Raw genomic sequence first — 20944 nt, 5'->3', positions numbered from 1 at the left:
TGAACGTCTTGTTTTCAGGACACGCCGCCTTTGGTCAGTTTCAGGGGATCCATCAATTCCTCGAGTCTGTCCCGGTCAAGACCGCTGCGCTCTTCCGCAACGTCAATCACCGGCCTTCCACTCTGGTAGGCTTCCTTGGCAATATCAGAAGCCAGGCTGTAACCGATCTCGGGATTCAGCGCCGTGACCAGCACCGGGTTCTTGCCCACCGCTGCGTTCAGGTGATCGGAATTCACGGTGAAATCGCGAATAGCCTTATCGCCGAGGATGGTGGACGCATTACTCAGCAGTTCGATCATGTCCAGCAGGTTGGCGCCTACCAGTGGCAGCATCACGTTCAGCTGGAAGTTGCCTGACTGGCCGGCAATGGCAATGCTGCTGTCCAGGCCCATGACCTGTGCACCCACCATGGCCACCGACTCCGGTATCACCGGGTTCACCTTGCCCGGCATGATGCTGCTGCCCGGCTGTAATGCCGGCAGGCTGATTTCTGCCAGACCATGAATGGGACCACTGTTCATCCAGCGCAGGTCATTGGCGATTTTGGTGAGCACAATGGCCAGGCCCCGGAGCTGTGACGACAGCGCAACCGGCGCATCAATGGCACTTTGCCCGACAAACTTGTGCTCCAGCGAGTGGAAATGATAGCTGGTATTGGATTTCAGAAATTTGACGAACTGTTCCGGGAACTCATGCAGGGCATTCACGCCGGTACCCACCGCGGTTCCGCCCTGAGGCACCTGGAGCAAATCGTCGGCGGCAGCGGCCAGCCGCTTTTCTGCGGCCAGCAACTGCTCCCGCCAGGTTCGCAACTCCTGGCCCAGAGTAACAGGCATGGCATCCATCAGATGGGTACGGCCGGTTTTGACCTGCTCTGAAAACAACGCCTCGCGCTCGTAAATAACGCCGCAAAGGTGCGTTAGTGCCGGTATCAGACGTTCGTGAACCCCGGTGACGGCACTGACATGAATCGCCGTTGGAATCACATCGTTGGAACTCTGGCTCATGTTGACGTGATCGTTGGGATGAATCTCGACACCTTCCTGTGCAGCCAGGGCAGCGATCACCTCGTTCACATTCATGTTGGTGCTGGTACCAGAGCCGGTCTGGTAGCGGTCAACGGGAAACTGGTCGGCGCACTCACCCTCCAATATTCGATTTCCTGCCGCCACGATGGCGTCACGCACTTCGTTGTCCAGCAGCCCAAGGCTGGCATTGGCATCGGCGGCCGCCTGTTTTACGCGAACAACCGCAGCGATAAAGGCGGGCGGCATGGGCTGACCACTGACCGGGAAATTCTCCACGGCTCGCTGGGTCTGGGCTCCCCAGAGAGCATTCTCGGGCACATGGACGTCTCCCAGACTGTCCTTTTCCGTCCTGAAATTGGTCATGACATTCTCCTTATCAGCCAGCTTCGGTCATTCGTTGAGTGGGGACTTCAACCTGACATGGTCGCAAATGCCGGTAACCTGATCAAAATTCAGAATCAGGGTGTGGACCGTGTTGGTGTAGGTATCGTGCAGATGAAACTTGAACCGGTGCTGCTTTTCCCCCTGCAGGTAGCCATCGTATTCACGCACGAGCTCTCGTACGTCGCCCCCCTCATCCCTGGACCAGGTGGCATTGAATGGCCCCAGTATGGCACCACCAGAGAGGCAGACAGTCACTTCGTGATTGGTAAGGGCATTTTCGGGAACGGCCATAGCGTCTCTCCTGACAAAACAATCGTTGACAGAATAGAGTGTAGACCGTCATTCCCGATCAGGGTTCAGGGATGTCGCAAGGCTGGTTACCAGGGCTCTCAGGCGGTTGGGTTTTACCGGCTTGTTGAGAATGGGCAGGTACTGGGTACTGATCAGCCGGCGCGTATCATCGCTGCGGTCGGCGGTAATGACCGCAGCGGGTATATCGCGACCGAAGTGACGACGCACCGCATGGATCGCTTCGCATCCGGTCCGATTGTCATCCAGGTGGAAGTCGGCAAGAATGATGTCGGCGCCCTGGCAGTGGTCGATGGCTGCGGCCGCGCTTCCTGCGGTCACCACCCGGCAACCCCATCGTTCCAGCAATGCCCGCATGCTTTCCTGCACCGGTTCTTCATTATCAATGACCAGAACGCGAAGCCCCTCAAAAGACGAGGTGACGGGTACCGGCATCTCCTTGTTCCGGTTACCGGCAGGCGCATCCATGACGGCGCTCAGGGGTAGCAGGATGCTGAAGCAGGAGCCCTTGCCATAGCTGGAATCCACCCGGATTTCGCAACCCAGCACCCTCGCCATCCGGTCAACAATCGCCAGCCCCAGACCAACGCCCTGACGCTCGCCCCCTTTGGGCAATATCTGGTGAAACTCCCTGAAAATATCCTCGAGCTTGCCCTTTTCGATACCGACACCGGTATCCCACACGCCGATTTCCAGGTTGGGGCCACGCTTGCGGGCCGCAAACAGAATCCCGCCCTCGGTGGTGTAGCGAAAAGCATTGCTCAGCAGGTTTCTCAGTATCCGTGTCAGCATTCGCGGATCGGTGCGGACGCTGCCTGCAACCGGCCGTACACGAAAATTCAGCTCCGCGTTTTCGGCCAAGGGCTCAAATTCCTCGGCCAGTCCACGCATCAGCTCACCAATATCGGTACGGATATAGTCCGGCTGCATGGCTTTCTGGTCCAGCTTGGAGATATCCAGCAGATCCGCCAGCAGGTCTTCTGCGCTTTCCAGCGAGCGCTGTACGCGGTGCACAAGGCGGTTTTCGTCCGCCGGCAGGTTGCTGTCCATCAGGGCGGACACTAACAGCCGGGCCGCATTGAGGGGCTGGAGCAGGTCATGGCTGGCAGCCGCCAGATACTTGTCCTTGCTTTCATTGGCTTCCCGCGCCGCGTCTACCGCCACAACCAGCTCCTGCTCTACTTTTTCCCGCTGCTCAATCTGGTAGCGCAATACCACGTTGGCATTCTGCAGCTCGTCGGTGCGTTCCTCTACCCGGCGTTCCAGATCGACATTGAGCTGGCGCAGCTTTTCCCGCGCCTGGTGGCGTTCGGTGATATCTGCAACAAACGCTTCCACCACTTCCGGGCCAAGATCCGGCCGCCGCAAAAGTGTGATCGCAACCTGCACGGGCGTATTGTCTGCGCGCCTGAGCCGGGTTTCCCGGGCACTGAGGCTGCCGTGGTCCAGCAGCTCCTGGCGAATAGCGTCGAATTCGCCGGAACTGCAGAACAATTGCTCTCGCAAGCGAATAACCCGGGTGATCAGGTCTTCCACACTGTCATAGCCGCACATACGGGCCATCGCAGGGTTGGCGGCCACAAAGCCGCCCCTGAGATTGGCCTGGAAGATACCGTGAAGGGCATTTTCAAACAGCCACTTGTAGCGGTTACGCTCCTTTTCCAGTTCGTCTATTCGCGCCTGCAACGCCGGGTAATAGTTCTTGCGTACCGACTGGCTGCCAAGGCCAAGCAGGTCACCGATATCATAATCGGCGTCGCTGGAATCAGAGGGCTTCTTCATACACCACTTCGACATCCCGGCGGGAAGACTTGCGGGGATTGGTGAGAATGCACGGGTCCTGCAGTGCAAATCCGGACAGATAGGGAATATCAGACGTGGTCACGCCCAGTTTGGCAAGCTTCGCTTCCAGCCCCACCGCACGTTTGAGGGCGATAATCCGCTCCATCAGGCGCTGCTTGATCACCGGTTTCGACATACCGCGGGTATCAATATCCATGGCCTCGGCCACCCGCCTGAATCGGTCCTCGGCAGAGGTGTAGTTGTAGGCCACCACGTGTTCCAACAGTAACGCGTTACAAAGGCCGTGGGGCAAATCGAGGAAGCCCCCCAGGCTGTGGGACATGGCATGGACCGCGCCCAGAATGGCATTGGAAAACGCCAGCCCGGCCTGCATGGACGCCAGCATGATCTGCTCCCGCAGATGCACGTCAGCGATGTTGCGCACCAGCGGCTCCAGATTACGGTTGATCAGCCGGATTGCTTCCAGTGCGTTGGTGTCGGTGAGCGGGCCGCTGCCAGTGGAGACGAAAGCCTCGATGGCATGCACCAGGGCATCGACACCGGTACAGGCGGTCAGGTAGGCATCCATCGTTTCCGTTACTTCAGGATCGATCAGCGCCACATCCGGCACCACTGCCTTGCTGATGATGGAAAACTTGAAGCGCCGGTTGGGATCGGAAATGATCGCAAACTGGGACACATCGGCGGAGGTACCGGCCGTGGTGGGAATCAAAATCATCGGTGGCGACGGCGAGGTGATGGTATCGACACCCTCGAACTCTAGGATGCTCCGGCCATGGGCACTGACTATGCCGATGCCCTTGGCGCAATCCATGGGGCTGCCACCGCCAATGGCGACGATCACATCACATTCGCTGGAGCGGTACCGCTCCGCGCCGGCCATGACTTCATCCACTTTGGGGTTGGGCGACACGCCGGTAAACACGGTGACGCGAATGCCCGCCGCCACCAGAATATCCACGATTTCCGCAACCCAGCCGGCTTTTTCCACCCCCGGATCCGACACCAGGAACACATGGCGGGCGCCAAAGTTGCTGGCAAAGTTGGCCACGGCCTTGCGGGAGCCGGCACCAAAGACGATCTCGGGGGAAACAAACTTGCGCAGAGCGGAAATGTCGTAGCTCATGGGCGTTCTCTTCAGCGATGCTGTTATTGTTATATCAAGTCCAAGTTTACCTGAACTGCTATCCGCCATCATCGCACTTTTGGCTACACCGCCGATAGAACGCCAGCAGGTTCTCCAGCAACGCAATCTGGTTGCGGCGCTGCCGGAAGCCGTGCCCTTCGTCGTCAAACCACCAGAGTTCAACCGCCTGCCCGTTCTGCTCCAGCACTTTTACCATTGCCCTGGTCTGCTCCGGCACCACCACCCGATCCTGCCCGCCCTGGAAAAAAATCAGCGGCCGGCGGATGCGGTGGGCCTGAAGCACCGGTGTGCGCGCCTGCCAGCGCCCGGGAAAATCGTCCGGTGGTCCCAGCAACCAGTCCAGGTAGCCCGACTCGAAGCGGTGTGTCACCTCTCGCAGGTGAGCGGGGTCACTGACCCCGAACAGGCTGGCACCGGCCCGGAAGCGCTGACTGCAAGTCATGGCCATCAAGGCCGTATATCCCCCGGAGCTGCGGCCCTGGATGAACAGCCGGGTGGCATCCCCCCTGCCCCCGGCCACCAGGTGATCGGCCGCCCGTTCCATATCCTCCACGTCTGCCTGACCCCAGTTGCCGGCCAATGCCAGACGGAAATCACGGCCGAACCCCGCGCTGCCGCGGTAATTGACCTCGGCCACCGCGAATCCATGATGGCACCAGAACTGGACCTGAGGGTTGAATACCGGCCGTGCCGTCGATGTGGGGCCGCCATGGGCAATCAGGATCAATGGTGGAGGCGTGTTCTCCGACCCACCCTCGACCGGTGGATACAGGAATCCACTGACCTCTTCGCGCACATTCGTCGAGGGGGGAACCCGAAAGGTTTCAGGCGTGACAATTGGCGTATCAGCGAACGGGGTTTCGCCCCCGGCAAGTGTGTGGACATGGCCGGTCTCAGGATTCACTGCCAATACTGAATCAAGCCGGGAAGCTGACCGGGCAATGCAATAAAGTTCGCCGTTGAAGGACGTCAGCTGGCGAAAGTCGGCGTAGCCTGTGGCGACCCGCACGGGTGGGGACTCAGCAGACAGCGTCAGCCATAGCTCCCCGCTTCCGCAAACATAGCGCACCCGGGCCCAGCCTCCTTGCCCCAGCGGCCAGTGGTGACGCTCACCCAACTGCCAGGGTGCGCTGGCGTGGTCCGCAGCTGTCGCCTCGAGGCAGGTCCACCTGGGCTGTCCTGTGGTGAGCGACACCTGCCAGGGCTGCCACCAGCCTTCGTGATCCGACAGCACCTGCAGCTCCTCGCCATCGAACACAGGCTGCTGGACGCTGCCGCCTGTGGGTGTCGGCAGGCAACGAGCCCCGACCAGTGTGCCATCGACATCCACATCCGCAGCCCACAAAACAGAACTCACCCACGGCATGTCCGGCAGCGACCAGCATACCCAGGCAATGCGCGTACCACTGGCGGACAGCGCCGGTGCGCTGTAAAAATCCTCGCCCTCATGTAAGTGCAGAACCTTGTTGTCGCCCTGTACTGCCACCAGTTGCTGGCGTCCCGTACTTTCTCTTACCGCCAGAACACGGTCATGGCCGTCATCCCACACCAGTCCGCCGAAGCTGGCAGCCGGGTCCCGGGTCAAGGCATCGGAGGCCCCTGTGCGCGGGTCAATTCGGTGGATCTGCTGCCCTGACGCCGCCACCGCAAACAGGGCGTCTGGCCCGGCACATAACGCTCCGCCACCGTAACCATTAACGTCGCTGCGAATACCGAACTCCGGGCCCGTTAACGGGTGAGAGGCATCTCCTTTTACCTTTGTGAGCAGGTTGTTGCCGGTGGCCGGATCGAACTCCAGCCAGAAAACACCCGCCCGGGAGGCAGTCAGCGCTCCCCGCTGGATAAAAGCAGCAGAGGCCTGCTCTGCAGAAAGCGGCGACAAGATCGTTTTGTCTGGCGTATCAGCCCCGGAAGAACAACCGGGAGTTGTTGGCGTTGCGATAGGTCAGCTCCTCCAGCCCGGCGCTGGCGTGGTCCGCCGCCTTGCGGGCGGCGAGGATGCGGTCGTGGTGGGGCGACTTGCTGCATACCGGGTCGGCGTTGTCGGCATTGCCGGTCAGCAGGTAGGCCTGGCAGCGGCAGCCGCCGAAGTCCTTGTCTTTTTCATCGCAGGAGCGGCAGGGCTCCGGCATCCAGCTATCGCCCCGGTAATGGTTGAAACCCGGGCTGTCGTACCAGATGGAGTGTAGCGAGGATTCGCGTATATTGGGAAATTCGATGGGCAGCAGGCGTGCACTGTGGCACGGCAGCGCAGTGCCGTCCGGGGCCACGGTCAGGAACAGGCTGCCCCAGCCGTTCATGCAGGCTTTTGGCCGTTCCTCGTAGTAATCCGGTGTGACGAAGATCAGTTTCATGGCCGAGCCGCTGGCCGCCAGGCGCTTGCGGTAGCTGTTCACTTCGGCCTCGGCCTTCTCCAGTTGCGCCCTGGAAGGCATCAGCCCTTCGCGATTCTCGAAGGCCCAGCCGTAGTACTGGCAAGTGGCCAGTTCCACATAGTCTGCACCCAGACGCTCACAGAGGCTGATGATATCGTCCATCTGGTGGATATTGTGGCGATGGATGACGAAGTTGAGCACCATGGGGTAGCCCGCCTCCTTTACCGCACGGGCCATCGCCAGTTTCTGGTCAAAGGCCTTGCGGGAGCCGGCAACGGCGTTGTTCAGTTCCGGGTCCGAGGCCTGGAAACTCACCTGGATATGGTCCAGACCGGCGTCCCGGAAGGCGTTCACCTTGGCTTCTGTGAGCCCCAGGCCGGAAGTGATCAGGTTGGTGTAGTACCCCAGCTGGCGCGCCTCGGCAATCAGTTCAGGCAGATCCTGTCGCACCAGCGGCTCGCCGCCGGAGAAGCCCAGTTGCGCCGCTCCCATCTCGCGACCCTGACGCAGCACCCTTACCCACTCTTCGGTGGTCAGTTCCTGCTCGGTCTGGGCGAAGTCCAGAGGGTTCGAGCAGTAGGGACACTGCAAGGGGCAGCGGTAGGTCAGCTCTGCCAGCAACCATAATGGCGGGCCGATACCGGGGCGATCACCGGCGGGCATGACGTGATGGCCTGTCATGAGAACAGTATCCAGTGCTGCTGTTCGGCATCCTTGAGGAAGCCGCTGACATCCTCCTCCAGGGAACCCGCATCCGGAAACTGCTGTTCCAGGAGTTTCACGATCTCGGAGACAGTGCGCTGGCCATCCACCACTTTCAGCACTGCACCGGCGCTGTCATTCAGCCGCACCATCCCCTCCGGATACAGCAACACGTGAGCATTCTGGGCCGGCTCCCACTGGAAGCGAAAACCCGGGCGCAGTCTTGGTATCTGTTTCATGGTCACCGCCATCACAGCCCCCGGTGCCACACGGACTGGTCGGTGACGGTATGATACGGTGGCGTCTGGTGCTGATAAGCCATAGTCAGGGCATCCAACATCGACCATAAGATATCCAGTTTGAATTGCAGAATTTCCAGGGCACGGGCCTGCTGTGCCGCAGTGGTAAAATGTTCCAGCGTAATGCTGAGGCCGTGCTCCACATCCCTCCGGGCCTCGGAAAGCCGCTTGCGGAAATAGACATAGCCATCAGTCCTGATCCAGGGATAGTGCTGCGGCCAGCTGTCCAGGCGGGACTGGTGAATCTCCGGCGCGAACAGTTCGGTCAGTGAGGAACAGGCCGCTTCCTGCCAGGTAGCCCGGCGGGCAAAGTTCAGATAGGCATCCACTGCAAAGCGGACTCCCGGCAGCACATGACGCTGGTCAATCACTTCCTCACGGGTCAGCCCCACCGCTTCCGCCAGCCTGAGCCAGGCCTCGATTCCGCCCTCGTCGTCATTGTGGCCATCGTGATCCAGTACCCGCTGCAGCCATAACCGGCGTACGGACGCATCCGGGCAGTTCGCCATAATGGCGGCGTCTTTACGGGGAATGTTGATCTGATAATAGAAACGATTGGCCACCCAGCCGCGGATCTGCTCCGGCGTGCAGGCGCCGCTGTACATGGCTTTATGGTAGGGGTGGTGAATGTGGTAATACTGGCCTTTGGCCCGTAGGGCCTGCTCGAAATCCTTGCGGTTCATGACCGGGGTCGCGATTGCGTTCATGAGGGCACCGCCATGTCCAGATGCATTCCGTCAAAAGACACTTCAATACCATGCTTTGCCAGCACGGTCCGCTCGGGGGAGTCTTCGTTCAGAATGGGGTTGGTGTTGTTAATATGGATAAGAATCTTGCGCTGTGCCGGCATGCTATCGAGTAATTCAATCATTCCACCGGGGCCACTCTGGGCCAGGTGCCCCATTTCCTGGCCAGTGCGGGTGCCCACTTCGCAACGCAACATTTCATCGTCACGCCAGACGGTGCCATCCACCAGCAGGGTGTCGGCCCTGCGCATCCATTCCAGGATCTGCTCATCCGGCTGCCCCAGCCCCGGCGCGTACATCACGGTTTCGCCGCTGCGAGTGTCTTCAATGAACAGGCCGATGTTATCGCCAGGGTGCGGGTTGTTCCGACGCGGGGAATACGGTGGCGCATTGCTGAGTAACGGGATAGCGGTCAGGCGCAGGGACGGGGCGCAGGGTATGGTAAAGGACTGCTGATCGGTGCAGGGCACCTCATGCCACCGCGGGCCACCGTGCCAGTGTTCCAGCATGCGAAACAGTGGAAAGCCGCCGCTGAGATCTTCATGGACCTGGGTGGTGCACCACACATCCAGGGGCAGCCCTTCCCGTAGCATAAGCAGGCCAGTGGTATGGTCCACCTGGCTGTCTATCAGCAGCACTGCACCAATGCCGGTATCACGCAGTGCGCGGGCCGGCTGCATGGCGTCAAACGAAGCCAGCTGTGCACGAATATCCGGCGAGGCGTTGCATAGAATCCAGCTGACACCGTCTTCGCTGATGGCAATGGACGACTGGGTGCGGGCCGTGGCGTTCAGGGTGCCTTTACGGAAACCGTCACAATTGGCGCAGTTGCAGTTCCACTGGGGAAAACCACCTCCAGCTGCGGAACCAAGGATACGAATCTGCATGGCGGGAACTCCAGACACGAAACGGCCAGCACACAGTGGCTGGCCATCGGTTCTCAGCGGTTGGCGAAGTACATGGTGACTTCGAAGCCGATCCGCAGGTCTTCATAGGCTGGTTTGGTCCACATGATGCTTTCCTCTTGTGATGATTGTTGTGGCATTCAGGATCCGTTAGCCGGCTTTCCGGTAACTCACTCTCAATCCTACCCAGTCTCCGAAGGGGCAAATATGGTACTTTGGCACTGATTTTTGGCCGGTACGGGCGCAGAACGTCATCCTTTCGGACCATCCCCGGAAACAGGAGGACGAAAACAAAAAAGGCCCTGGGAAGGGCCAAGGAAATGGCAGGAAAACCCACGTGCCCCAGCCAGTCACCGGAGCAGAAAATGCACATCCTTGTGCGGACTCGCCACCGGGCCTGTGTGGATAGGCCCGGGCACAACAGTCATTGCTTTACCAGGCTCAGAAGAAGCCCAGTGGATTGATGTCGTAGCTGACCAGCAGGTTTTTGGTCTGCTGATAATGGTCCAGCGCCATCTTGTGGTTCTCGCGGCCAACACCGGACTTCTTGTAGCCACCGAAAGCGGCGTGAGCCGGGTACTGGTGGTAGCAGTTGGTCCACACGCGGCCCGCCTGGATACCACGGCCCATGCGGTAGGCCCGGTTGATGTCGCGGGTCCACAGGCCGGCACCCAGACCAAACTCGGTGTCGTTGGCAATGGCCAGGGCTTCTTCCTCATCCTTGAAGGTGGTCACACCCACCACCGGGCCGAAGATTTCTTCCTGGAACACGCGCATGTTGTTCTTGCCCTTGAACAGGGTTGGCTGAATGTAGAAGCCGTTGTTGAACTCACCTTCCATTTCCTCACGACCACCACCGGTCAGCACTTCCGCGCCTTCCTGCTTGCCGATTTCCAGGTACGACATGATCTTGTCGAACTGTTCCTTGGACGCCTGCGCACCTACCTGCACGTCGGTATCCAGCGGGTTGCCACGCTTGATGGACTTGGTGCGCTCAACAACCTTGGCCATGAACTCGTCGTACATGTCTTCCTGCACCAGGGCGCGAGACGGACAGGTACACACTTCGCCCTGGTTGAAGAACGCCAGCACCAGGCCTTCGACACACTTGTCGATGAACTCCGGCTCAGCCTGCATTACGTCGGAGAAGTAGATGTTGGGGGACTTGCCACCCAGCTCCACGGTAGACGGAATGATGTTCTCGGCTGCGCACTTGAGGATGTGGGCGCCCACCGGGGTAGAGCCGGTAAACGCGATCTTGGCGATGCGCTTGCTGGTGGCCAGGGCCTGACCGGCTTCGATGCCATAACCGTTGACGATGTTGACCACGCCCGGTGGCAGCAGGTCACCGATCAGGTCCATCAGGATCAGGATGCTGGCCGGTGTCTGCTCGGCCGGCTTCATCACGGTGCAGTTACCGGCAGCCAGGCAGGGTGCCAGCTTCCACACTGCCATCAACAGCGGGAAGTTCCAGGGAATGATCTGGCCCACAACGCCCAGAGGCTCGTGGTAGTGATAAGCCACGGTGTTGTTGTCAATGGCGCTGGAGGTGTCTTCCTGGGCGCGGATACAACCGGCGAAGTAACGGAAGTGGTCCACCGCCAGAGGCAGGTCGGCGTTGATGGTTTCACGCACCGCCTTGCCGTTGTCCCAGGTTTCAGCAACCGCCAGCATCTCGATGTTCTGCTCAATGCGGTCGGCAATTTTCAGCAGAATGTTGGAACGTTCGGTGGTAGAAGTCTTGCCCCAGGCCGGCGCGGCCTTGTGGGCGGCGTCCAGAGCCAGGTCGATATCTTCGGCGGTGGAACGCGGAATCTCACAGATCACATCACCGGTTACCGGGGTGATGTTTTCAAAGTACTGGCCTTTGGCGGGAGCGACCCACTCACCACCAATAAAGTTTTCATAACGGGGTTTGAAGGAGACGACGGAGCCTTCCTTTCCTGGTTGTGCGTAGATCATGGTCTCGACCTCTTGTTGTGTTTGTCGAAGGGCAACGCGGCCTTTCGCGTTTACCCAATCAATGTAGACCCCAGCGACGGATAGGTGAATGATTCGATGGAGGTGAAAAACTCGTTCCTTAGTAGTAGATGGCATCAAAGCCGCGCCAGTACTGGTCAAACCTGCCTGAATAAATAGTGCACCGTAAAATCCCTCACTGGCGCACAAAAACAGTGCGAATGCCCTGACAGGAAGCAATCGCGTTTCGCCGTCAAAATAAAAAACCAACAAAACCAGACGGTTAACAATTGGCATAGTCTCTGCAATACCCATATGACGCAGCGAGAAGTCGGTTACCGAAACCAGCATCAAAGCGCGACAATCTGACAAATAGTTCAACTAGGGTTCCGGCCTGTTCCTCGTAGCGATGAAAAAGCGAGACAAAACAGGTGACTGGTCCGAGAGTTGACGACCTTTTCCAAGGTTACACGGCGGGACAAAAGCCCGGGAGGATCGTTCAGTGACTGACGTCTCTCGTTTCTTTGAACCCCGTACCAGAAGGAAAAGGCGATGCTCGACTCTCTCAATAGCGCAGCCCCCCTCTACGACGATCTGATTCCCGGCGGATCCCACTGGTCTTTCATCATGCGCCGTGGCCATGTGCTGCGCCTGATTGATGAAACCGGCGGCGCCAACGTCGGCATGCTGATGTACAACCCCGAGAATCCCCTCGAGCGGTACAACATGCCGGACACCCTGAAAAACCAGCACACCTTCCTGCTGACCAGGGGCCACGTATTGCTTTCGGACATGGGCCGGGTGTTTGCCTCTGTCACCCGCGACGACCTGGGCTGGCATGATACGGTCAGCGGCACCTGCAACGCCGAACTGGTCGAACAGCGCTGGGGCAAAAAGACCTATCAGGAAGCCCGCAACCACTATCACCGCAACGGCTTTACCAGCTTCCTCAACGAGCTGGCCAAGTACGGCCTGGGCAAGAAAGACCTGACCGCCAACCTGAACTGGTTCAGCAAGGTTCAGACCGACGACGACGGCAACATGGCCTTCGACACCAATCACTCGCACGCAGGCGCCACCGTGGACCTGCGTTTCGAGATGGACACCATCGTGGTGCTGCACACCTGCCCGCATCCAATGAATCCGGCCAGCGAGTACCCCAGCCATGCCGTGCGTTACCAGCTGTTCAAGGCGGCCCCCGTGACCGATGCCGACCCTTGCAAGCTCTCGTCACCGGAGGCCACCCGCGCCTTCGCCAACACTACCCTTTATCACCTGTTTCAGTAACGGAGGCCGGACATGATCAAGCAAAGCGCATTGAAACCCGACAACGCCGCCTTCCGCGAAACCGTACCGGCAGGCGAGTATTTCCTCAAAGTCGTAAAGGCCGGCCAGACCGTCCGCATCCTGGACCTGGAAGGCAACCAGGCCGCAGACACCCTGTTCTACAACGCCCACAACCCCACCGAGCGTTACAGCGCCGTAGACACCATCCGCGAGCAAGGCAACGTTTACCTGACCGCCGGTTCCAGGCTGATGTCCTCGGAAAACAACGTAATGCTGGAGATCACCGCCGATACCTGCGGCCGTCATGACACCCTGGGTGGCGCCTGCGCGGCGGAGAGCAACACCACCCGTTATGCCCTGGAAAAAAAATGCATGCACGCCTGCCGCGACAGCTGGCTGGTGGCGGTTACCGAGCATGAAGAGCTGGGCATGACCAAACGGGACATTACCCACAACATCAACTTCTTCATGAACGTACCGGTTACCGCCAACGGCGGCCTGACGTTTGCCGACGGCATTTCCGATGCCGGCAAATACGTGGAGCTGGAAGCGAAGATGGATGTGCTGGTGATGATTTCCAACTGCCCGCAGCTGAACAACCCCTGCAACGGCTGGAACCCCACACCGATCGAGGTGCTGGTATGGAGCTGACCGGCGCCCTCAATAACCCCGACAAAGTCCTGATTGCCAATCGCGGCGCCATTGCCTGCCGGGTGATCCGCACCCTGCGGGAAATGGGCATCACTTCGGTGGTGGTCTACGCCGAGGCGGATGCCGACTCCCTGCATGTACGACAGGCCGACGAAGCTTACTCGCTGGGTGAAGGCTCCGCCGCAGCCACCTATCTGGACCAGGACAAGCTTTTCAAGATCGTCCGCGAGAGCGGCGCGGGCGCCATCTATCCGGGCTATGGTTTTCTCAGCGAAAACGCGGATTTTGCCCGTCGTTGTGATGCCGAGGGCGTGGTGTTCCTCGGCCCTACGCCCGAACAGATGGAGCAATTCGGCCTCAAGCACACCGCCCGGGCCCTGGCCGAGGAAGCTGGCGTACCGCTGCTGCCCGGCACCGGCCTGCTGACGGGTCTGGACGAAGCGATACAGGCGGCTGAGGCAATCGGCTATCCGGTGATGCTGAAAAGCACTGCCGGCGGTGGTGGCATTGGCATGTCCCGCTGTTACAGCGCCGAGGAGCTGGGCAAAACTTTCGAGTCGGTACAGCGCCTCAGCCAGAACAACTTCAGCAACGATGGCGTGTTTCTCGAGAAATTCGTGGAGCATGCCCGCCATATTGAAGTGCAGCTTTTCGGCGACGGCAAAGGCCGCGTCGCTGCCCTTGGCGAGCGGGACTGTTCCGCCCAGCGCCGCAACCAGAAGGTCATTGAAGAAGCGCCCGCGCCGGGTCTGACCGACGATGTGCGCACCCGCATGCATGCCACCGCCCGCCAGCTGGGCGAAAGCATTGCCTACCGCAGTGCCGGCACCGTGGAGTTTATCTACGACCCGGACACTACCGAGTTCTACTTCCTGGAAGTGAATACCCGCTTACAGGTAGAGCACGGCGTGACCGAAAAGGTTTACGGTGTGGACCTGGTGCGCTGGATGGTGGAACTTGGGGCCGGCACCCTGCCCGATCTGAAAGGGCTGAGTGGCAACCTCACTGCTTGCGGACATGCCATTCAGGCGCGAATCTATGCCGAGGATCCCAACAAGGATTTCCAGCCCGGCGCAGGTTTGCTGACCAACGTAACCTGGCCGGATGAGGAAGGCCTGCGGATTGACACCTGGATACAGCCGGGCACCGAAGTCTCGCCCCTGTTCGACCCCATGCTGGCCAAGGTCATTGTGCACGAGCAGGACCGCGAGGCGGCCCGCAAGCGGTTGATGCAGGCCCTGGATGACAGTCGGCTGTATGGCATTGAAACCAACCTCAAGTACGTGCGCCAGGTGCTGGATGACCCACGTTTTGTGGAAGGCCGCCTGTTCACTCGCACCCTGAATGAATTCGACTACCGACCGGCCACCGTGGACGTGCTCAGTGGCGGCACAATGACGACTATCCAGGATTACCCCGGACGGATCGGCTACTGGGAAGTCGGTGTGCCGCCATCCGGCCCTTTCGACAGCTACTCGTTCCGGCTCGGTAACCGCCTGCTGGGCAACCCGGAAAAAGCGCCGGGCCTGGAAATCACCCTCAAGGGGCCGGTGCTCAGCTTTAACCGGGCCACCCAGATTGCGCTTGCCGGCGCGCCACTGGACGCCACCCTGAACGATGAGCCGGTCGGTTTCTGGCAGGTGATTGACGTGCCCGCGGGCTCCACCCTGAAACTCGGAGCCACCACCGGCGATGGTGCACGGGCCTATGTGCTATTCCGTGGCGGCCTGGATTGCCCGGAATACCTCACCTCCTGCAGTACATTTACCCTGGGACAGTTTGGCGGTCACTGTGGCCGGGCCCTGCGGGCCGGGGATGTGCTGGCGTTGAGCGACAACAAGCCGGTTGCTGCCACTACCCTGCCCAACGAGCTGAAACCGACCATCGGCAAAACCTGGAAACTCCACGTGACCTATGGCCCCCACGGTGCGCCGGACTATTTCACCGGCCAGGACATCGACACCTTTTTCAGCAGCGACTGGGAAATCCACTACAACTCCAGCCGCACCGGCGTTCGCCTGATCGGCCCGAAACCAGAGTGGGCACGCAGCGACGGTGGCGAAGCCGGTATGCATCCCTCCAACATTCACGATAACGCCTACGCCGTGGGCACCGTGGATTTCACCGGCGACATGCCGGTGATTCTCGGGCCCGACGGCCCCAGCCTGGGTGGCTTCGTCTGCCCGGTCACCGTGATCAGCGCCGATCTGTGGAAACTGGGCCAGCTCAAGGCCGGCGACAAGGTGCGGTTTGTGCCGGTCAGCCAGGACCAGGCCGTTGCCCTAAGGGAAGCGATGGACGAGTCCGTTGCAACGCTGACGCCTGCCACCGCCCGTATCACGCCTATCAAACCGGAAACCCCGATTCTGGATTCGCTGAGCACCAGCGACCATGAAACCGGTGTGGTGTACCGGGCCGCCGGCGACAACTACGTGCTGGTGGAGTACGGCCCCATGGAGCTGGATATTCGACTGCGCTTCCGCGCCCACGCCCTGATGCTGTGGCTGCGGGAACAGAACCACGACGCCATTCTTGAGCTGACACCGGGCATCCGCTCCCTGCAGGTGCACTACGACAGCCAGACACTGAACCAGCGCACTTTGCTGGACCTGCTGATCAGTGCCGAAAAGGAACTTGAAAAGCAGCCCGAATGGGACGTGCCAGCGCGCATCGTGCACCTGCCCCTGTCCTGGGACGACGAGGCCTGCCAGACCGCCATCGCCAAATACATGCAGTCGGTGCGCAAGGACGCCCCCTGGTGCCCGAGCAACCTGGAGTTCATCCGCCGCATCAACGGGCTGGACAGCATCGACGACGTGAAAAAGACCGTCTTCGACGCGAGCTATCTGGTGATGGGCCTGGGTGATGTCTATCTGGGCGCCCCGGTTGCCACCCCTCTGGACCCCCGCCACCGGCTGGTCACCACCAAGTACAACCCCGCCCGCACCTGGACCGCGGAAAACTCCGTGGGCATTGGCGGCGCCTATCTGTGCATCTACGGCATGGAAGGCCCGGGCGGCTACCAGTTTGTCGGTCGCACCCTGCAGATGTGGAACCGTTACCGCACCACAGACTTCTTCGAGCCCGGCAAGCCCTGGCTGCTGCGGTTTTTCGACCAGGTACGTTTCTACGAGGTCAGCGCGGAGGAGCTGCAGCAGATTCGTCGGGACTTCCCCAACGGTGACTACCCGATCAAGGTCGAGGAAACCCGCTTCAACCTGAAGGAGTACGAGCGGTTTCTTTCTGAAAACAACGACGAGATCCAGGCCTTCACTGATAAACGAAAGCAGGCGTTCGATGAGGAACTGCAGCGCTGGATCGAATCCGGCCAGATCAATTTCAGTTCCGAAGCGCCCATCGAGGACACCGGCGAGGACGACATCGCCAACCTGCCCGCCGGCCAGCACGCAGTGGAAAGCCACGTGGCTGGCAACCTTTGGGAATGCCTGGTCAAGCCGGGCGACACCATAGAAGCCCAGCGCCCGGTGGCCGTCGTCGAATCCATGAAGATGGAGATTGAGCTACTGAGCCCGGTTGCCGGCCGCGTGGTCGACGTGCGCCGCGAAGCGGGCCAGGCGGTCTCACCGGGAACGCCAGTGGTAATCGTGGAAGAAATTACCGAGTAATGCCAACAACGTTGAAATAAAAGACCAGATCTACCAAAACGGGCAACGCCCGAGGAGAGACACCATGAAAACATCTGACCTGAACAAACGTCTGGCGGCCGGCCTGCTGACCGCGTCCCTGTCCATGGGCGCACTCGCCGAAGAAAAAGATTCCTTCAGCATCGCCTGGACCATCTACGCCGGCTGGGTGCCCTGGCAGTACGCCGAGGACTACGGAATCATGGAAAAGTGGGCGGACAAGTACGATATCGAGGTGGACATCGTGCAGGTCAACGACTACATCGAATCCATCAACCAGTTCACCGCCGGCCAGTTTGACGGCGTGGTGGCGACCAGCATGGACGGACTGTCGATTCCGGCAGCCTCGGGTATAGATACCACAGCCCTGATCGTAGGTGACTACTCCAATGCCAACGATGGCCTTGTCTCCAAGGACGCCACGTCCATTGAAGAGCTGGAAGGCGAAACCGTGCACCTGGTGGAGCTGTCCGTTTCCCATTATCTGTTGGTCCGCGCCCTGAACACTGTTGGGCTGGAAGAGCGTGACATCAGTGTGGTGAACATTTCCGATGCTGACCTGGTATCCGCATTCCAGACCGACGACGTTCGCCACGTCGCAACCTGGAACCCGCTGCTGACGGAAGTAACCAACTACCCCGGCGCGACGCCGCTGTTTGATTCCAGCCAGATTCCGGGCCACATCAAGGATCTGACACTGGTGAACACCGAGACTCTGGAAGACAATCCGAAACTGGGCAAGGCGTTGGTCGGTGCCTGGTACGAGACCATGAGTATCCTGGCATCCGATTCCGAGGAGGGTCAGGAAGCTCGGGCGTTCCTCGGTGAGATTTCAGGCACCGATCAGGCCGGTTATGAAGCTCAGCTGGCTGGCATGAAGATGTTCTGGAAGCCGGAGAATTCGGTCGAGTTTATCCGTAGCGGCGAAGCCCGTGAGGCGATGGACAGTGTTCGCCAGTTCTCGTTCGACAAGGGCCTGCTGGGCCAGGGTGCCATGAGCCCGGACTTTGTTGGTATCGAGTTTCCGGACGGTTCCATCATGGGCGACTCGAGTAATGTGAAGCTGCGGTTTAATGATAGCTTCATGCAGATGGCTGCTGACAACGAGATCTAGATCTGGTCATTGCTTGCCTTGATTGGCAGCTAAGGGCACGATTACTCGTGCCCTTTTTTGTGGGTTTGGGAGTAGGTTGGTGTGGGGAGGCTTTTCCAAAACACGCTCCTTCGGCACGTCCATGTGACGCTTGGACTCCGCCATCCATGGCTCCGTACAGTTTTGGAAAAGCCTCCCCACACCAACCCGGGCCTCACAGTTAACCGGAGATATAAAATACCAATGCGTCGTACCAAGGAAGATGCTGAGAAGACTCGCCAGACGGTTCTTGAAGCCGCGTTGAAACTGTTCAGTCGGGATGGTTATTCCCTCACTACGCTGAGCCGTATTGCCAAAGAAGCTGGCTGTAGCCGTGGGCCGATCTACTGGCATTTTGAGAACAAGGACGACTTGTACGAAGCCGTGTTGGCTTATTCCCAGGAGCCGTTGGAGGCACTGGTGGCCGAGTGCGCAGATATGCGAGAGACGCCGATTGAGGCGATGGACCGGTTTATTGAGCGATGGCTTGGGTTGCTGGCGAATAACCGGCAATACCGGCAATCGTTCGAGATTCTGTTGAACAAGACTGAATTGACGGACGCCATGAGCCGGACGCTGAAACGGGAGCGGGCGCTGACGAAGTCGATTATCGGGTTGTTCCGGGATCTGGTTGGGCAAGCGGTAGATCGGGATTTGATCACCACGCAAGAGGACCCGGAAGACCTGGGCTTGCTGAGTTACACCTATCTCATGGGTATCACCCAGACGTGGCTGTTTGCGCCCAAACTGTTTTCGCTGAAACAGGAAACGCCGTTTTTCAAGCGGCAGTTCTGGGCTCTATTAGGACGCTGATGGTTATGTGCGCTGCTCCGCCAACCTTCGGCCACAATATTTAATCGCAAAAATTGTCACCTTAAACGCTTGTGTAAGATTAATCCAAGTTCGCTATTAAGGCATTAGTGGTTCTTTATAAGAATTCCTTACAAGTTTGCAAGAATTGGCCACGTAGTGGGGAGGCCTTTGAGTAGACTCAGGTCAGGGAGTTCTGAACAAGGATGTTTGCGCGCCAACCTCGGGTAAAACATCACAAATGTATTTCTGTAAAAGCCAACGCTTTCTTCTTGAACATTTTCTTCGCATTGATACCTCACGACCGGAAGGTTGGCTTTCTGCATTACAGATACTGACCACCAGCCCGCGCCTATCGCGAAAAATCCTTTCCCCGAAAAACAGGGGCGAATTCAGAGCACGTCTGTCTTCTCTTCAGTCGGATAATCTGAGTGTATTGGGTTGCTATCTACGAAATCCCAGCATGATTTCCGGCGTCAATGCAGGATTTGCAACTATTGTCATGCCAGTCGAGGGCCAAGTAGACTTTAAAGTGTTGGGCAACCATTACTTGTGCGGTCCATGGATGCCGTTCCTGCTGGAACCGGACGAGGATTTCCACGCCACTCTGTCCGAGGAAACACACATACTGATTATCCAGTTGCCTTGTCTCACCGTGTCTGGTGAGCGACCTTCATTCCGACGTCGTCGGGGCCCGTTGGTAGAGTTAATTGCGGCTTTTCTTTTCGAGACGCCTTTCTTTTGTGACTACAAACACGCCCAGAGTCGTCTTGAGCAGTTTTCCGCAGAACTCTATGAGTTTACTGAATCAGACAGAGCGCTGCCTACAGAGCTCGACCATCGGAAACAGGTACGCAGTGATCGCCGCCTATGCAGCGCTATTCAATTAATGAATGATGAACTGGACACGGATATCGATATTGAATCTATCGCCAGTCGTTCTGGCCTCAGTTTAAGGAATCTCCACTACCTTATGAGGCAGTACATCGGCCAGTCTCCCTACCAATATCTTCGGGGTCGGAGACTGATCAAAGCCCGGGAAAGCATTATCAGGAACTACCCCGAAAACATCAGTATTGCTCAACACGCTTTGAATAGTGGATTTCAACACACAGGACGGTTTTCGGGCTATTACGAAAAACATTTCGGTGAGTACCCCAGCCAAACCTTGAGCACGCTCGATCATCTCAAACAATTATCTGGAAAGGTCAGAGCTTCCCGGGATGGAGATGGAAATACCAGACAGCAATGGTTAACCAGCTTCGCACGGAGCACGACGGACCGAGTCAGAACAAATGCCGCTCTCAACGAACAGGAACCCTGACACACATACTCAATAAAGCTGGCAGCATTCCTGAGCGCTCTCTGGCTCACCACGATCTCGGCAGCCTGTTTGAGGACTATGTCTCCCATTGATCAGGATCATGCCCAGCTTTAGCCTGGCATGTCGCGTGGGAGCGCCTAGCAGTTTCGGCTTGGTTGTAGAGGGCTGCCCATTGCAGAAATCTTTTCCTCATACGCACTGGTGCACTGTCATATAAATAGCAAAATTGAAACCTCGACTATTCTTCCAATTATGGATACTAGATATAAATTTTTCATTAACTGGATGGTCGAGAGCTCTTATATTCACATTGACTTTAAATGCTCCAGGGACATTCTGAATAAACCTTTAAGGTCACCGATATTACAGAAACAACAAGCTGAATTATTTATTGCCAACGTGGACCAGCTCAACTCCTGTTTTAATAAACCAACTGAGC

At 58.6% G+C, this 20944-nt stretch carries 17 protein-coding genes and 1 riboswitch; of the genes, 6 read left to right on the top strand and 11 right to left on the bottom strand.

From position 1 onward, the window contains the following. Positions 1–14 precede the first annotated feature (14 nt). The 11 genes from QPL94_RS05730 to exaC form a co-directional block, all read right to left on the bottom strand. Positions 15–1391, bottom strand: a complete 1377-nt coding sequence (locus QPL94_RS05730; RefSeq protein ID WP_285356119.1) for a class II fumarate hydratase — start codon at positions 1389–1391, stop codon at positions 15–17. Positions 1392–1418: 27 nt separating this feature from the next. Continuing rightward, on the bottom strand, positions 1419–1703 hold the full coding sequence (locus tag QPL94_RS05725) for a hypothetical protein (protein WP_137435907.1): 285 nt from the start codon (positions 1701–1703) through the stop codon (positions 1419–1421). 48 nt (positions 1704–1751) lie between these two features. Continuing rightward, complete coding sequence (locus tag QPL94_RS05720) at positions 1752–3503, bottom strand: PAS domain-containing hybrid sensor histidine kinase/response regulator (protein WP_285356117.1); 1752 nt, start codon at positions 3501–3503, stop codon at positions 1752–1754. Next, a complete protein-coding gene (ercA, locus tag QPL94_RS05715) occupies positions 3487–4650 on the bottom strand; it encodes an alcohol dehydrogenase-like regulatory protein ErcA (RefSeq protein WP_285356115.1) in 1164 nt (387 codons plus the stop codon). The genes QPL94_RS05720 and ercA overlap by 17 nt, the downstream gene beginning before the upstream one ends. A gap of 58 nt (positions 4651–4708) precedes the next feature. Further along, on the bottom strand, positions 4709–6553 hold the full coding sequence (locus tag QPL94_RS05710) for a S9 family peptidase (protein WP_285356113.1): 1845 nt from the start codon (positions 6551–6553) through the stop codon (positions 4709–4711). 19 nt (positions 6554–6572) lie between these two features. Continuing rightward, entirely contained in the window at positions 6573–7727 is a 1155-nt protein-coding gene (gene pqqE / locus QPL94_RS05705) for a pyrroloquinoline quinone biosynthesis protein PqqE (RefSeq protein ID WP_285356112.1), read from the bottom strand. After that, on the bottom strand, positions 7724–7999 hold the full coding sequence (gene pqqD, locus QPL94_RS05700) for a pyrroloquinoline quinone biosynthesis peptide chaperone PqqD (protein ID WP_502881511.1): 276 nt from the start codon (positions 7997–7999) through the stop codon (positions 7724–7726). The genes pqqE and pqqD overlap by 4 nt, the downstream gene beginning before the upstream one ends. Next, complete coding sequence (gene pqqC, locus QPL94_RS05695) at positions 7999–8754, bottom strand: pyrroloquinoline-quinone synthase PqqC (protein ID WP_285356110.1); 756 nt, start codon at positions 8752–8754, stop codon at positions 7999–8001. Before pqqC ends, pqqD begins: the two co-directional genes overlap by 1 nt. Next, the gene (pqqB, locus tag QPL94_RS05690) at positions 8751–9680 is read right to left on the bottom strand and encodes a pyrroloquinoline quinone biosynthesis protein PqqB (protein ID WP_285356108.1); all 930 of its coding nucleotides are present in this window, start codon (positions 9678–9680) and stop codon (positions 8751–8753) included. The genes pqqC and pqqB overlap by 4 nt, the downstream gene beginning before the upstream one ends. 53 nt (positions 9681–9733) lie before the next feature. Continuing rightward, complete coding sequence (pqqA, locus tag QPL94_RS05685; RefSeq protein ID WP_007153157.1) at positions 9734–9805, bottom strand: pyrroloquinoline quinone precursor peptide PqqA; 72 nt, start codon at positions 9803–9805, stop codon at positions 9734–9736. Positions 9806–10139: 334 nt separating this feature from the next. After that, the gene (exaC, locus tag QPL94_RS05680; protein ID WP_285356106.1) at positions 10140–11660 is read right to left on the bottom strand and encodes an acetaldehyde dehydrogenase ExaC; all 1521 of its coding nucleotides are present in this window, start codon (positions 11658–11660) and stop codon (positions 10140–10142) included. 367 nt (positions 11661–12027) lie between these two features. After that, a riboswitch (guanidine-I (ykkC/yxkD leader) is annotated at positions 12028–12152 on the top strand. Positions 12153–12209: 57 nt separating this feature from the next. Here exaC and QPL94_RS05675 point away from each other — a divergent pair. The 6 genes from QPL94_RS05675 (at position 12210) to QPL94_RS05650 (ending at position 20505) form a co-directional block, all read left to right on the top strand. Then, complete coding sequence (locus tag QPL94_RS05675; RefSeq protein ID WP_285356105.1) at positions 12210–12944, top strand: urea amidolyase associated protein UAAP1; 735 nt, start codon at positions 12210–12212, stop codon at positions 12942–12944. Between the two features lie 12 nt (positions 12945–12956). After that, positions 12957–13595 (top strand): urea amidolyase associated protein UAAP2, encoded by a 639-nt coding sequence (locus tag QPL94_RS05670; protein ID WP_285356104.1) that lies wholly within the window; start codon positions 12957–12959, stop codon positions 13593–13595. Further along, entirely contained in the window at positions 13586–17221 is a 3636-nt protein-coding gene (gene uca, locus QPL94_RS05665; protein ID WP_285356102.1) for an urea carboxylase, read from the top strand. The genes QPL94_RS05670 and uca overlap by 10 nt, the downstream gene beginning before the upstream one ends. A gap of 64 nt (positions 17222–17285) precedes the next feature. Beyond that, positions 17286–18353, top strand: a complete 1068-nt coding sequence (locus QPL94_RS05660) for a putative urea ABC transporter substrate-binding protein (protein WP_285356100.1) — start codon at positions 17286–17288, stop codon at positions 18351–18353. Positions 18354–18575: 222 nt separating this feature from the next. Next, positions 18576–19184 (top strand): TetR family transcriptional regulator, encoded by a 609-nt coding sequence (locus tag QPL94_RS05655; RefSeq protein WP_285356099.1) that lies wholly within the window; start codon positions 18576–18578, stop codon positions 19182–19184. 238 nt (positions 19185–19422) lie between these two features. Then, positions 19423–20505 carry a helix-turn-helix transcriptional regulator gene (locus tag QPL94_RS05650; protein WP_285356098.1) on the top strand — a complete coding sequence of 361 codons (1083 nt, stop codon included), beginning with the start codon at positions 19423–19425 and terminating at the stop codon, positions 20503–20505. Positions 20506–20944: the final 439 nt, after the last annotated feature.

It is taken from the genome of Marinobacter sp. SS13-12 (assembly GCF_030227115.1).
Lineage (GTDB): Bacteria > Pseudomonadota > Gammaproteobacteria > Pseudomonadales > Oleiphilaceae > Marinobacter.
Note: the sequence above shows the minus strand (reverse complement) of the source record. Positions and strands in the feature narration are given on the sequence as shown.

What these genes read in the sequence shown, in the direction of transcription:
- ercA (WP_285356115.1), bottom strand. Translation starts at nt 4,650, where the DNA reads ATGAGCTACGACATTTCCGCTCTGCGCAAGTTTGTTTCCCCCGAGATC.
- exaC (WP_285356106.1), bottom strand. Translation starts at nt 11,660, where the DNA reads ATGATCTACGCACAACCAGGAAAGGAAGGCTCCGTCGTCTCCTTCAAA.
- QPL94_RS05675 (WP_285356105.1), top strand. Translation starts at nt 12,210, where the DNA reads ATGCTCGACTCTCTCAATAGCGCAGCCCCCCTCTACGACGATCTGATT.
- QPL94_RS05720 (WP_285356117.1), bottom strand. Translation starts at nt 3,503, where the DNA reads ATGAAGAAGCCCTCTGATTCCAGCGACGCCGATTATGATATCGGTGAC.
- pqqC (WP_285356110.1), bottom strand. Translation starts at nt 8,754, where the DNA reads ATGAACGCAATCGCGACCCCGGTCATGAACCGCAAGGATTTCGAGCAG.
- QPL94_RS05655 (WP_285356099.1), top strand. Translation starts at nt 18,576, where the DNA reads ATGCGTCGTACCAAGGAAGATGCTGAGAAGACTCGCCAGACGGTTCTT.
- QPL94_RS05660 (WP_285356100.1), top strand. Translation starts at nt 17,286, where the DNA reads ATGAAAACATCTGACCTGAACAAACGTCTGGCGGCCGGCCTGCTGACC.
- QPL94_RS05650 (WP_285356098.1), top strand. Translation starts at nt 19,423, where the DNA reads ATGTATTTCTGTAAAAGCCAACGCTTTCTTCTTGAACATTTTCTTCGC.
- QPL94_RS05725 (WP_137435907.1), bottom strand. Translation starts at nt 1,703, where the DNA reads ATGGCCGTTCCCGAAAATGCCCTTACCAATCACGAAGTGACTGTCTGC.
- pqqE (WP_285356112.1), bottom strand. Translation starts at nt 7,727, where the DNA reads ATGACAGGCCATCACGTCATGCCCGCCGGTGATCGCCCCGGTATCGGC.
- pqqB (WP_285356108.1), bottom strand. Translation starts at nt 9,680, where the DNA reads ATGCAGATTCGTATCCTTGGTTCCGCAGCTGGAGGTGGTTTTCCCCAG.
- QPL94_RS05670 (WP_285356104.1), top strand. Translation starts at nt 12,957, where the DNA reads ATGATCAAGCAAAGCGCATTGAAACCCGACAACGCCGCCTTCCGCGAA.
- uca (WP_285356102.1), top strand. Translation starts at nt 13,586, where the DNA reads ATGGAGCTGACCGGCGCCCTCAATAACCCCGACAAAGTCCTGATTGCC.
- QPL94_RS05730 (WP_285356119.1), bottom strand. Translation starts at nt 1,391, where the DNA reads ATGACCAATTTCAGGACGGAAAAGGACAGTCTGGGAGACGTCCATGTG.
- pqqD (WP_502881511.1), bottom strand. Translation starts at nt 7,999, where the DNA reads ATGGCGGTGACCATGAAACAGATACCAAGACTGCGCCCGGGTTTTCGC.